The sequence below is a fragment of the Microcoleus sp. Pol12B5 genome (assembly GCF_036701335.1).
In the GTDB taxonomy this organism is placed as follows: Bacteria; Cyanobacteriota; Cyanobacteriia; order Cyanobacteriales; family Microcoleaceae; genus Microcoleus.
Genome location: NZ_JAUBQQ010000001.1, coordinates 172,614 through 185,290, shown reverse-complemented (window position 1 = coordinate 185,290; position 12,677 = coordinate 172,614). Strand labels below are relative to the sequence as shown.

The window sequence follows — 12,677 nt, the reverse complement described above, 5'->3', positions numbered from 1 at the left end:
TTAAATTTTCAATACCCCCAGGGGAATTCGAATCCCCGTCGCATCCGTGAAAGGGATGTGTCCTAGGCCTCTAGACGATGGGGGCGCGTCGTTGCGTTTGCTTGTGTTCCGCACCTTTATTACCTTAACTAATCTTTCCCAATCTGTCAACTACTTTGCGAAAGTTTTTTTTCTACTCGTCCCAAAGCACGTCACAGTAGGCTTTGAGGATGGCGGCGCAATTGCCGATCGCCCCGAGATGAGCAATTTCAAAGCCGTGGGTGTTCTGGGTGGGGAAAGCCAAACAAGCGGCGCGGGCTACGTGGCCGAACTTCATGGCGATCGAAGCATCGCTCCCAAAACCGCTAATTACCGCCAACTGCACCTCTACATCGGCTGCTGCGGCTGCTGCGCGCAATTGGGCGTTCAATCCTTCATCGTAGACTCCGTAGCCGTCCTGAACCAGCAAAACCGGGTTTTCGCTGTCACGAATCGGGTATTCCGGCGCCAGAGGGCAAATTTCCAAAGCGATCAGCGCGTCCAACGGCTGGCGCTGCGTGAAATACAAAGCTCCGATCGCCCCAACCTCCTCCTTCGCCGACGCTACCAAGTAAACATTCACCGCAGGCTCTTTCAAACATTCCGCCAGAGCCAGCAAAATCGCCACTGAAGCCTTGTTGTCCAGAGTGTAGCTCGCGATCCAGTCCTTCAACCGCAGCGGGCGCTTGCGGTGCTTTCCCACTACCATCCGCGTGCCCGGTCGAATTCCGGCCTCGGCTAATTCCTCGGCGGTACACTTAGTTTCGATCCAGGCATTTTCCCACTTTACAGAAACATCTTCCTGCTGAGCTTTCTGAGGAGATTCGTGAGAAACATGGCGGGAACCGAAGCTGAGAATGCCGCTAATTGTTTGCTTGTCTCCGAGCAAATCCACCACGCCTTCGCCGTAAACCCAAGGAAATGCGCCGCCCAATCTGCGGACTTCCACGCGGCCACTCTCGCCTATTGTTTTAACTAGGGCGCCAATTTCGTCTTTGTGGGCGGTAATGGCGATCGACTTTTCGGGATTGCGGCCCTTAATTAGGGCGATCGCATTGTCCGCGCGATCGAGCCAAGCATTCACTCCCAGGGCGGCGAATTTTTCCATCAACCGCTGGTTAATTTCCGACTCCGTACCGCTGGGTGAGTGCAGCATTACTAATTCTTCGATTGTTTGGAACAGGCGATCAAACTCTAACATTTTTTATTTTCGTTGTTAGGAGCGAATCTTAACGACATATATTAAATCACATTTACCCACTATTTCCCGGCTGTACACTTAGTTTCAATTCAGGCATTTTCCCACTTGAAAGAAACATCTTCCTGCTGAGCTTTTTGAAGAGCGTAGGAATGAAGCAATTGGAGGCAGCAAAGGGCGATTGAGTAACAAGATTCATGCGAGCACGTGGATGCGTTGGGCAATCCGTTGGGGTTTCACCTCACCCCCTGACCAACTGGTGACGCGAGTAGGAGGCGACCAACTGCAGCCATTACTGGTGGCGGATACACTGCTGCCTAACAAGGGCTATGATCCAGATCAGCGTGTGATTGACCGCCTCAAAGCCGAGGGGAAGACCACCGTCATTTCACCTCGCCGCAATTGCAAGACCCTGGAAACTTACGATGCTCAATTGTACAAAGCCCGTCATTTGATTGAGAACTTTTTCCCCAAGCTCAAGCAGTATCAGGCAATCGCGACGCGCTATCACCCTAGGCGGTGAACTTTCCGGCGCGCGATTCTTCTGGCTGCTGCGGTCATCTGGTTGAATTGATGACACCCCCTAAATTAACTTGACAGTGCCGTAAACTAATATGCCTGACCTCTTGAGCACCTTTTTTTCTAATAATTTCATTCCTCACGGGCATTGTTACCTCTGGAAACCGGGGTTAGTCTGGCTGCACTTAACGTCAGATGCCTTGACTACCCTCGCTTATTACTCGGTGGCGGTTGCCATTGTTTACTTTACAAATGAGCGTAAGGATCTGTCTGCCCACACGGTGATGCTGCTGGTGGGTTTCTTTTTTATCTTTGCCTTATGTGGCACGACGCACCTGATGGAAATAGTGACACTTTGGCACCCCATTTATTGGGTTTCAGGACTGATCAAAGCTGTCACTGGTGTTTGGTCTTTCTATACGTTCACCTTTTTACTGATTCCCTTAATTCCAGTGGCACTCGATACGCCCAGTCCAGCTCAACTTGCCCTTACAAACCAGGAACTAGAAGAGAGTCGCCGCCGTATCCAGGCGATTAATGTGGAGCTAGAGCAACGGGTGCAGGAACGCACTGCCCAACTGGAAGCTTCTAATCGCACCAAAGACGAATTATTGATGCGTGAACAAATAATTCGGACAGACGCAGAGGCAGCCAACCGTGCCAAGGATGAGTTTCTCTCCATTCTTTCTCATGAACTCAGAACGCCTCTCAATGCGATCTTAGGGTGGTCAACGATGTTACGGCAAAAAAACCTGAGTGAGGATAAGGTGGCGCGGGCTTTGGAGACGATCGAGCGAAACGCGAAGTCTCAAGCCCAGCTCATCGAAGACATCCTCGATGTTTCTCGCATTATCACAGGTAAACTGCGCCTCCGAGTCCGTCCTGTCAACCTCCTGCCGGTGATTGAATCGGCGATTGAGTCTGTACAATTGGCGGCTGAGGCAAAGTCTATTCGCCTGCAAAGTGTGCTCGATTCTGAAGCCGGCCCGCTCTTGGGTGATGCCGATAGGTTGCAGCAAGTTGTGTGGAATCTACTTTCTAATGCCCTTAAATTTACCCCTAAAGACGGGCGAGTCCAGATTCGTTTGCAGCGGGTTAATTCCCATGTTGAAATTACTGTCAGCGATACTGGGGCAGGCATCAGCTCGGACTTTCTACCGTTTGTCTTCGATCGCTTCAGCCAGCACGACAGCACGACTACTCGCAGTTATGGGGGGTTGGGTTTAGGGTTAGCCATTGTGCGTCAATTAGTGGAATTACATGGCGGGACTGTAACGGTAGTGAGTCCAGGGATAGGACAGGGGACGACCTTTACAGTCAAACTGCCTGTGATGATTATCCATCTACCACCCAGCGCTCCAGAGCCATTAAACTCGCTCGTCGAGGCGAATGGGAGGTTTCAGGCCTCGCCCACCCTTGAAGGCTTACAAATCTTAGTGGTAGAGGACGAGGCTGACGCGCTAGAGTTGCTGAGCACGATTCTGGAAAAGTATGGTGCTGATGTCATGGCTGTGGCTTCGGTCAAGGAGGCCTTGACCATTATCGAAACCGCAAGCGATCGCAGCCCCGATGTTTTAGTGAGCGATATTGGGATGCCGGATGAGGATGGCTACTCGCTGATCCGCAAGTTGCGTCAACTTGAAGCGCAGCGGGGCGGTAGGCTACCCGCGATCGCGCTGACGGCTTATGCCCGGAATGACGATCGTCAGCAGGCACTATTAGCAGGTTTTCAGATGCACTTGACAAAACCCGTAGATGCTGCAGAGTTAGTGGCGGTGGTGGCCAGCCTCACCGGACGTACAAGCAGGTGCTAAAACCCAGGTGTTCTTGAACAAATGTTGCGTTTGAGAATAATGGGCTTCTTCTCAGCTTGGGGTGAAGGCTAGCGGTTGTGCCAAATCAAGCTTGTGAGGTTATCTGCTCAATAAGTAGGGGGAGCAGTTATTCTAGCTACCAGGATAAGCCCAAGGGAAGAAGAGAAGATTTTTCGAGAATAATAGTCCCCAAAGATGGAATATTTCCCAGTTGAGAAATGCGGTCACGCACATACTCAAAAAACTGATTGCCAACTGACAAGTAATAGCAACAATAGACATAAAAGTATCCCAAGCCTGAGTCCCCTCAATAGTCTGATTCCCATAGCTAATATTACGGTGCTGCACCATAGTCCGGGCAGCTAACTCCGCCGGATTATTATGCAAAGGTAATTCAGGATGCTCTAAAACCCGCTCGCAACAAGAAATGCTTTGGCAGCAGTTAATTGTTTTCGTTGATACAATAACTCATAACCGCTTAAAGTGTCAAAAAGTTGCCAAAATTTAGACTTTAATTCCCGTGCAGCTTCTGCACTCGGGCAATCTTTGTAAGCTAATAATTCCCGGTAATAATCCCAAAAATCTTTGAGAAACTGCTCTAAAATCACTGGATGGCAGGCTACTACTGGATCTAACTTCTGGCAATAAACCTCTGGTAACAAAATATGTGTACTCCTTAACAGTTTGCTCAAGTTTAGGTCAAGCTTTGAGTGATTGGGTTGATTGGCATCTGCTTAAACTTGCCTAGCCTGCTAGATTATAAAAATGGCTAACTTTTCCATAATGGCACAAAAATATTTTGCAAGAGATCTCTTATATCGCGTATTAAATGAAGGAGAGTTGTAAGGATTCAGGTCATGCGAAAAGCAATAAAACCTATACGCTGTAAACATTTTGTGGAATAATCATCAAAAATCAATTTTTATTAAGAAAGATGAAAGCTTTTATTTTCGTATCTATTGAGAATTAAGCGGTTGATTTAGCGAATGCTTGAATTTTATAAGTCTTTCTGTGACTACGTTTTAGATACCTGAATCCTTACCGAGAGTTGATTATTGAATGGGACTAAAAAACACAAATTATGGTAATTTTATATCACAGTTTAAATGCACAATAGCTTAAGCTAATCCGCATTTAAATTGCATAGTAAAATAAATTTTTCCTCTTGTGCAGTGGGCATCCTGCCCGCCCTCAACATACAAATTAAATGCACAACAGCTTATCTAAACTATCCTTATATTTTGGTTTGTTTATCCTTGGTTATAAATAGACCCCTTGCAAAAAAAAATCTATGTTATAATTAAAGGTTTTGAGTGTTATACCTGAGAGCCAACTCATAATTGTCAAGTACTGATATAACCTGCAATCTGCTCTAATTAAGCCAAAAATTTAATTATAGCATAAAATTTTTTGCAAGAGGCATAATATTCGGTAATCTTAATTTATTACTTGGGTTCAAGGATTTAATTGATAGAATAAATCAATTCCAACCCTTTTATTTTTATGTTTGAGCTAGCTTATTTCTTACTTCTTTAATTCGCAGAGTGACAGAAGAGGGATATCAGGGTTTGGATCACGCGCTGACAGGGGCATTTTTTACGTAGTGGTATAACTACTCGGAACCCACAAATATGGCAATTCGTCAAGCGCTAGTGGGAGAGGGTAAATTAGTATTGGGTAGGGAAAAATCTACAGGAAGTATCGAAGTGCCTGTCCCATTCGCCTTGGCAGCAGGCTCAGGCTGGTAAAGTTGGATACGATCGCGCCCAAGTCGTTTAGCTTGATAGAGCGCTTGGTCGGCTGCGGCAATCAGAATTTCGGCTCCCGATTCAGATGCAGGAACAATACTCGCTACGCCCAGACTGAGAGTGACGTACGGGCTCACCTGAGAACCAGCGTGAGGAAGCTGCAAAGCTGCGATTTTGAGCTGTATGTGTTCGGCTACCAGCACCGCGCCTTGAATCGCGGTATTGGGCAAAATAACGGCAAATTCTTCGCCTCCGTAGCGAGCTACTAAATCGGCGGGGCGATTGACTGCATTGCCGATCGCCGCGGCGACTTGTCGCAAACATTCGTCTCCCCCTGGGTGTCCGTAGGTATCGTTGTAGCTTTTAAAAGAATCAATATCGCAGAGAATCAGGGACAGAGGCGTTTGTTCTCTGGCTTGTCTGCCCCACTCCATTTCCAAATACTGATCGAAACGGCGGCGGTTTGCTAGCTGCGTGAGTTCGTCTAAAGTTGCCAAGCGCTCTAACTTGAGGTTGGCCGCTTGCAACTGCTGGTATAGTTCTGCTTGCTTGATCGCGATCGCCAACTGGGTAGCCAGAGAAGACAGCAACTCTACTTCCAACTGCATCCACTGCCGGGGACTGCACTGGTGGGCCATCAGCAGCCCCCACAACTCGTCTCCTTGCACTAAAGGCACAACCAAATAAGCTCTCACCGCAAATTGTGCGAGCAAGTCAATTTGATATTGCGGCAAATCCGCGGCCAAGATATCGGCGATCGGTCGGATCGCTCGATGTTGGTACGCTTCGAGATAGAATTGGTCAAAACAGAAATTTTCCAGGGTTTCCCCCAACATGGGCTGGCAGTTGGGAGCTACAGATTCCACTGTCACCGCCCCCGTCGCCGGGCCCGCGCAGACACTCCCGGTACAGGTGTTAAAGCGCACGATCATCACTCGATCAGCCTGAAGGAACTGACGCACTTCTGTCACTGTCGTGCTGAGCACTTCGCCCAAATCCAGAGACTGGCGGATGTGCTGAGTAATCGTCGCCATCAGCAGTTCTCGTTCGTTCTGCTGCCGCAGCGCCTCTTCTGCCCGCTTGTACTCGGTGATATCTTGAGCGGTGCCGAAAATTTGTTTGGGACAGCCGTCGGCTGTACGGGCGAAAACTTGGTCACGGCAGCGAAACCAGCGCCATTGGCCCGATCGATGTTTGAGGCGATATTCCAACTCCAAAATATGCCCGTCTTGAGTCGAGGGAAATTTTTGCTGATGGGCTTTGAGCCTCGGCAAATCTTCTGGGTACACCAAACTCGAGTACAAAGCAGTTTGCATCTGTAAAATTTCGTAGGGAGTGTAGCCCAGCAATTTAGAAGCTTGACCGTTGACGTAAACGTTTCGCTGTTGGGTCAAATCGTAGATGTACAGTAAATAAGGCGCCGCGTCAGCAATCTGTTGGATGAAATGCTGGCTCGATCGCAATTCTTCCTCCACCCGCTGACGCACTTGCACTTCTTCCAAAGCTTGATCCCGCATTGTGCGGTAAGCTTGGATGCGGTGGGTGAGGTCGGTCACGTCTTGAATCACCAGCAGCGCGTAGAACGATGGGGCATTGACCCCCGGCCATATTGATGACGAAACTGAGGGTGGAGATTCCCTAGACACAAAAGCACTTCTTGATGATCGGGAGCCGACATTACCGTCTGATTCCAGCTCAAGAGTATGGAGAATCCAGTCTCTAATCTCCTGTTCTTCAATGCCAGCCTCCAGTGCCGGCACAGCAGTCACAGTAGTTTGCTGAATTCGCTGCTGGCCGTCTTGCCAAGTTGCCGGAATCAGGTGTTTGTGAATTTGAGAAGAAAAAATTGTTGGCGGGCCTCCTGCAAAGATTTGCTTGAAGCGAGTGGCGTACTTTAACTGACTCAGGTGAGGAAAATGGGTTGTGATCTTTGTTCCCAATATTTGGCTGCGGGGAATTTTAGTCCACTCTTCCAGACAAGTGTTCCAAAACAGCACCACAAAATCATCTTGCAGCAAGCAGGCGCCGACTGGTACACTGTCGAGAACCCCAAACTTTTCCTTAATACTTTTGCTCTCCTCAATCATAGACCCCCGGCAAGTTGATTGATAGCAGTCAACAAGGTGTCAAAGGAATTAACATTGAAAATAAGAATAATATCTCCTTCAATGTGAAGCCTTTCAATCATGAAACTGGTCTGGGCTAATAAAACAACTGTATCAGTAGCTAAACCGCCAGAGATCAGCAAACTAGCAATCGTCCCTTCACTATAAGTGGGAATTGAGTAGTTCAGGCGCTGCTGAAGCACGTTGCTGATTGCACCCATAACCCCATTAATTACAATATTTCCCACTTCACTCAGCGTACCAATTTTGACTGAATCGAGATCGTGAGTTCCTTCTTCCCCTGTGAGCATCGTCACCAGCAAAGCAGCGCTGTTGGTGGGAAAGACTAGCTGGGCAATGCCTCCAAAGGAGCCTGTGAATTTGAGCTGGACGGCGGCGATTTGCTCACCGTTGAGGTGCTGCTCTAACTCTTCTTCCACGTCGGTGGGAGTCAGAATTTGAAGGTAGGGGATTTGCAAGCGAATCGGGGAGTCGATCATGTCATTCAAAACCCCTGCGGCTTGACCGATCCCGATGTTGACGAGTTCCTGCAAAGCATCGAGCTGTCGAGTGCTTAATTTCATTGGGCGCTCTCCTCGCTGACACTGAGAGCTTTTTTGATCCACCCGATTAGTTCGTCTGAGTTGGGCATTTTGTGAATGACTGCCAGGGCTCCGAGATCCATGCACTCGGAGCGGGTGCTGGCTTGAATGTCTGCGGTAATTACGATCACTGGAATTTTATATCCTCGATCGCGCATAGCTTGCAGGACTTCCCGACCTTCCATTTCTGGCATCAGGAGATCTAAGAGCATACAGTTTGGAGTTTTAGTGCCGAGCTGTTCTAGAGCTTCTGGGCCGCTGGATGCTTCCCAAGTCTCGTATCCCTCTGCTCGGAGAATTTTGCAGATTACCCTGCGAGTCAACCACGAATCTTCGACAACGAGAATTGATGTCACTACGTTCTCCTCCTTCTATTGTTAGGACTGACCGGTATTGCAGGTACTGCTTTTATCTTGACATTAATTTAAAGTGCTGGGACGGTGTGTGATCGAGCTTCACTTGGAATTCCTGTTCTTAAAAACTAACGCATTAATGTATTGGATAGTTTAGTATCTTGGACTATGTGAAGAAAAAACCCGGTTTCTGAATGAAACCAGGTTTGCGGGATCTCTATTGCTCCTAACATGGGCGCTCAATTATAGATTACCAAACGCTTCCGAAGGGACTCTACTCGCTGTTTGGCCGTGGTATTGTCTGGCTCGCAGGCGAGAGCTTGTTCATAGATTTCCAAGGCTTGGGCTGTTAATTTCTTGCGCTCGTAGGCGTGACCCAGATTATTGAGAGATGTAACGTATTCTGGCTGCAACTTCAGGGCTTCTTTGTAGTGGCGGATGGCTATGTCGTACTGTTCTTGGCCGAAGTGTGCAAAACCGAGAGCGTTGTAAATAATAGCTTGATTTTCTTCGCCTTCTAAGTCTTTGGCTTTCAGGGCTTTTTGAAACAGTACGATCGCCTGGGAGTAAAGCTTCTTATCTAGATAGATACTTCCTAATTCGTAGTATTCCTGTGCTGTTCCTTTTTCTACTGTCAGCTTATTTTCTAAGCGTTCCAGAGACATTTCCAGCTTCCGAGTTTTGAGAATCTGGCGCACTACAAACCAGGAAGTGCTGCCGAGTATAGCCAGCAGGACTGACAAGTAAATAATGAGCAAATTACTATCCATGTTTTTCTTAAATTTAGGTAGGTCTGTGGAAGGTCTTATTTATTTTAAGGCGCTAGCAATCTCTAACATTTGCCTCTGCAACTGTATAAAAAACAAGGAAATAGCGATCGACCGGCCCGATCGCGATTTCTGAAAAAGCAAGAGTCCAGAAGTAAGAACAAAGAAGGAAATTTTGTCTCCACCTCCTAAATTTATCAGGAGTTTTCCTTCTCTGGCAGACCGTTAAATCTTTCTTACTTCTGCTTTCTGCCTTCTGAAAATCAAGCGAACTTTCAGCCTCCGGCTCGATTAGCCATTTCCACGACTTTACCGAATGTTGCGGGGTCAATGATCGCCATTTGTGCCAGCATTTTGCGGTTGATTTCGATATTGGCTTTTTTCATGTTGCCGATCAGTCTGCTGTAACTCGTGCCGTGCTGGCGCGATGCGGCATTGATCCGAGCGATCCACAGGCGGCGGAAATCGCGTTTGCGTTTTTTGCGATCGCGATAACCGTTACGCAGGGCCTGCATCACCCGTTGGTTAGCTGTGCGGAACTGTTTCGACTGTGCGCCTCGGAAACCCTTGGCTAATTTGAGAATTTTTTTGCGGCGCGCTCTGGCGACATTACCGCGTTTTACCCGTGTCATCTTTAATTTCCGTTAAACTTTACAAGTATGGAAGCATTAACCGCACGTTAGCGTCGTTGGTCTCGTCAATGACGACCAGCTTAGAGAGACGGCTTTTGCGAGCTGAACTTTTGTGCTGTAGCAAGTGGCTTTTGTAAGCTTTGCGGCGCACGATCTTACCGCTGCCGGTCGCTCTAAAGCGCTTTGCGGCTGCTTTGCGAGTTTTGAGTTTTGGCATGGACTGGTGTTATTTGGACACAAGCTTCAACCGTATCACATTTGTGGTACTTTCTGCAAGGGAGATTTCCTGGTTGGGGGCGGCGCTGTATTTGGGGCAATATACAGGATGGGCGATCGGCTAATCTTACAGTTGTTTGCGGAGTGAACATCTAGTATAAAATGTTATACCGCAGTTTCGCTATCATTAATGGTTATCGGCAGAGTTAATATTTGAAAGCTGCTGGTGAGTCACGATAATTAAATTGAAGATGCAACATTAATTAGTGGCTATGGCGCTTAGAGAGTCCCTTAAAAAAATCATGTTTGAATATCCATTGGTCAGTAACGACAACATCAAAGGACATTCATTTGCTACTTATGTGAGAAATGTAGTGCCGAAATCAATAAGTGCTTAATTGGAATTACCAGAAATCTATAGCGTAAAAGCTTCACCCGGTAATGGTTCTTGGGCTAAAGTTCCTTGGTAGCAATATTTAACATTTAACAATTTAACAAGCTTGTAACTGAGAATGTCCAGTCGGGGTTTTACTATGTTTATTTTTTTCGCGCGGACTTCTCTGGCGTTTATCTTTATCTCAATCAAGGAATAGCATATAAGCTTGGTTATGACCAGCTCAGGGAATTTTCTGAACCTCTCGATCTTCAGCTTGCTTCTATCCCAAAGGCAACTACTTTATTTAGTATTAAACTCTCAATACAGGTCTGTCGGGATTTTCTGGATTGGGAATTAGACGCTGATGTTTGCACTCTACTAGCAAATATAAAGTTTCTAACACAGTTTGACCGATTAGCACCATATCGCCTAAAACCATTGCCGCCTCAATCGTTTCGCGCCCTTCTATTTCAATGATAATAGGTCCAGTCAGTCCTACTGTTTCTTGTCTGCCATCAGCATATTTTGCTATTTCCGGACTCCTAATTCTTAAACCCAGGTGTTCCGCAGACTTCTACAGGAATAGCTGTGCGTACTGCGCCAGTATCTATGAGTGCTTCTGCTTCGTACACACGCAACAGATTTGGATTGATCAATCCTCTCTTGACTAACTCTTCATCAATGGCATTCGTTAGCTTGACTTTGACTCGAACTGCACCCATATTTTTCCTGGCTTGAGTTAGATCGCGATCGAGATTTATCATATCGCCTCTCTTTTCGTCTAAAGTCTAAAAAGTCTACCTTTGATTCTAGCCCTAATTTATGGTAGTAAGATTCGCAGTGCACAATTTACAAGTAGAGTTTGTACCTAAGTCTTACAGCGTATTGCAGGTTAAGAAAATGCAGTAGGGACAAAGGCTTTCGCCCTGTCCCTACGGGGATCTATCACTCTTGTGGGGAGTAGGGGTTGGGCATCCTGGCAGCCCTAAACATACAAGTTAAATGCACAAAAAAAAGCTTACTCATCTTCAGCATAGATAAACCGATACAATTCGCTAGGATCTGGCTCAGCGCTTTTCTCAGCAAAATCGACTGCATCATCAATTACTGCTTGAATTTTATTATCGATCTCTTTCAATTCTTCAGCAGTTGCCAAAGTTCGATCGATCAAATCAGCAGCCAACTTCTTAATCGGATCGCGGGGGAACCAATATTCCTTCTCTTCCTTAGAACGCAACTCATCAGGATCGGCCAAAGAATGGCCGCGAAAGCGATAAGTCAAAGCCTCGATCAAAGTCGGCCCCTCGCCGGCGCGCGCCCGCGCTACAGCTTCTTTCGCCACTTCCCGCACCGCCAAAACATCCATCCCGTCAACCTCAAAACCAGCCATGCCAAAAGCATGAGCCTTCTTGTAAATCAGTGGGTCAGAAGTAGCTCGCTCGTGGGCCATCCCGATCGCCCATTTGTTGTTTTCCACAACATAAATAATCGGCAACTTCCACAAAGCCGCCATATTCAAACATTCAAAAAACTGCCCGTTATTTGCAGCACCATCGCCAAAAAAACAAGCAGTCACGCCATCAGAACTCTCATCCCCCAAAGCTTCGCGCCGGTACTTCGATTGAAAAGCCGCCCCCGTAGCTACAGGAATCCCCTCAGCCACAAAAGCATAACCTCCCAACAGCCGGTGTTCGGCCGAAAACATGTGCATCGAACCGCCGCGGCCCTTCGAGCAACCAGTTTCCTTTCCGAACAACTCCGCCATTACCTCCCGCGCCGGCACGCCCGCGCTCAAAGCGTGAACGTGATCGCGGTAGGTGCTGCTGACGTAATCAGTGTCATCCCGACGCATCGATCGAATCACGCCAGTAGACACAGCTTCCTGACCGTTGTACAAGTGGACAAAACCAAACATTTTGCCCCGGTAGTACATCTCAGCACACTTGTCCTCAAAGTAGCGCCCCAAGACCATATCCTCGTAGAGCATTAAGCCCTCATCCCGAGAAATGTTTACGCTTTGCGCGTCAAAAACTGGTAAAGTCCGTTCCTGAACCATAAATAATTAATACCCGACGTTCGGCTTCCTAGACTTCTAAATTTAAACCCAGATGGGACACAACCGCAGCAGAAAACGATCAAACGTTTTCTGTGCAACAGTTCACCAATTGTTAAAATGTGCTTAGCAGGCGGGGCGGATTGCAGGTACTCGGAGAACCAACTCCCATCTAAACCCCATGCAAACGAATGATATAATTCCATTACTCTCTAACCCGAAAATGCTCAAGAGTCAAACCACTCCTTTAGCTGACGGGCAGTGGGGCAAGGCATT

14 protein-coding genes, 1 tRNA gene and 1 pseudogene are annotated in these 12,677 nt (G+C 47.4%); 4 read left to right on the top strand and 12 right to left on the bottom strand.

The window, feature by feature from the left end; genetic code table 11:
• Nucleotides 1–12: 12 nt before the first annotated feature.
• Nucleotides 13–85, bottom strand: a tRNA-Glu gene (locus QUA24_RS00730).
• 87 nt (nucleotides 86–172) lie between these two features.
• The gene (locus QUA24_RS00725; protein ID WP_333226442.1) at nucleotides 173–1,219 is read right to left on the bottom strand and encodes a M42 family peptidase; all 1,047 of its coding nucleotides are present in this window, start codon (nucleotides 1,217–1,219) and stop codon (nucleotides 173–175) included.
• A gap of 178 nt (nucleotides 1,220–1,397) precedes the next feature.
• On the opposite strand from QUA24_RS00725, the gene QUA24_RS00720 reads away from it, so the two are divergent.
• The gene (locus tag QUA24_RS00720; RefSeq protein ID WP_333226440.1) at nucleotides 1,398–1,739 is read left to right on the top strand and encodes a hypothetical protein; all 342 of its coding nucleotides are present in this window, start codon (nucleotides 1,398–1,400) and stop codon (nucleotides 1,737–1,739) included.
• 91 nt (nucleotides 1,740–1,830) lie between these two features.
• Entirely contained in the window at nucleotides 1,831–3,549 is a 1,719-nt protein-coding gene (locus QUA24_RS00715) for an ATP-binding protein (RefSeq protein WP_333226438.1), read from the top strand.
• A 404-nt stretch (nucleotides 3,550–3,953) separates the two neighbouring features.
• Here QUA24_RS00715 and QUA24_RS00710 read toward each other — a convergent pair whose 3' ends face one another.
• The 7 genes from QUA24_RS00710 to rpmI form a co-directional block, all read right to left on the bottom strand.
• Nucleotides 3,954–4,211 (bottom strand): hypothetical protein, encoded by a 258-nt coding sequence (locus QUA24_RS00710; RefSeq protein ID WP_333226436.1) that lies wholly within the window; start codon nucleotides 4,209–4,211, stop codon nucleotides 3,954–3,956.
• Between the two features lie 980 nt (nucleotides 4,212–5,191).
• Nucleotides 5,192–7,384, bottom strand: a complete 2,193-nt coding sequence (locus tag QUA24_RS00705; RefSeq protein ID WP_333226434.1) for a diguanylate cyclase domain-containing protein — start codon at nucleotides 7,382–7,384, stop codon at nucleotides 5,192–5,194.
• Entirely contained in the window at nucleotides 7,381–7,986 is a 606-nt protein-coding gene (locus QUA24_RS00700; protein WP_333067864.1) for a chemotaxis protein CheC, read from the bottom strand. Before QUA24_RS00700 ends, QUA24_RS00705 begins: the two co-directional genes overlap by 4 nt.
• Nucleotides 7,983–8,360 (bottom strand): response regulator, encoded by a 378-nt coding sequence (locus QUA24_RS00695; RefSeq protein WP_333213290.1) that lies wholly within the window; start codon nucleotides 8,358–8,360, stop codon nucleotides 7,983–7,985. Before QUA24_RS00695 ends, QUA24_RS00700 begins: the two co-directional genes overlap by 4 nt.
• 236 nt (nucleotides 8,361–8,596) lie before the next feature.
• A complete protein-coding gene (locus QUA24_RS00690; RefSeq protein ID WP_333226432.1) occupies nucleotides 8,597–9,127 on the bottom strand; it encodes a tetratricopeptide repeat protein in 531 nt (176 codons plus the stop codon).
• 272 nt (nucleotides 9,128–9,399) lie between these two features.
• A complete protein-coding gene (gene rplT, locus QUA24_RS00685; RefSeq protein WP_190658174.1) occupies nucleotides 9,400–9,756 on the bottom strand; it encodes a 50S ribosomal protein L20 in 357 nt (118 codons plus the stop codon).
• 19 nt (nucleotides 9,757–9,775) lie between these two features.
• Nucleotides 9,776–9,973, bottom strand: coding sequence for a 50S ribosomal protein L35 (gene rpmI / locus QUA24_RS00680; protein WP_006634164.1), 198 nt, complete (start codon nucleotides 9,971–9,973; stop codon nucleotides 9,776–9,778).
• Nucleotides 9,974–10,370: 397 nt separating this feature from the next.
• Here rpmI and QUA24_RS27260 point away from each other — a divergent pair, with 397 nt between their 5' ends.
• A complete protein-coding gene (locus QUA24_RS27260) occupies nucleotides 10,371–10,442 on the top strand; it encodes an MrcB family domain-containing protein (RefSeq protein WP_445242575.1) in 72 nt (23 codons plus the stop codon).
• A gap of 32 nt (nucleotides 10,443–10,474) precedes the next feature.
• Nucleotides 10,475–10,558, top strand: a pseudogene (locus QUA24_RS27255) (MrcB family domain-containing protein); the annotation flags it as partial.
• A gap of 100 nt (nucleotides 10,559–10,658) precedes the next feature.
• Here QUA24_RS27255 and QUA24_RS00675 read toward each other — a convergent pair.
• The 3 genes from QUA24_RS00675 to pdhA all read right to left on the bottom strand — a co-directional run bounded on the left by QUA24_RS00675 (nucleotide 10,659) and on the right by pdhA (nucleotide 12,404).
• The gene (locus tag QUA24_RS00675; protein ID WP_333226430.1) at nucleotides 10,659–10,787 is read right to left on the bottom strand and encodes a hypothetical protein; all 129 of its coding nucleotides are present in this window, start codon (nucleotides 10,785–10,787) and stop codon (nucleotides 10,659–10,661) included.
• A 103-nt stretch (nucleotides 10,788–10,890) separates the two neighbouring features.
• Complete coding sequence (locus tag QUA24_RS00670; RefSeq protein WP_333226428.1) at nucleotides 10,891–11,112, bottom strand: hypothetical protein; 222 nt, start codon at nucleotides 11,110–11,112, stop codon at nucleotides 10,891–10,893.
• A gap of 254 nt (nucleotides 11,113–11,366) precedes the next feature.
• Nucleotides 11,367–12,404 carry a pyruvate dehydrogenase (acetyl-transferring) E1 component subunit alpha gene (gene pdhA / locus QUA24_RS00665; protein WP_006634162.1) on the bottom strand — a complete coding sequence of 346 codons (1,038 nt, stop codon included), beginning with the start codon at nucleotides 12,402–12,404 and terminating at the stop codon, nucleotides 11,367–11,369.
• Nucleotides 12,405–12,677: the final 273 nt, after the last annotated feature.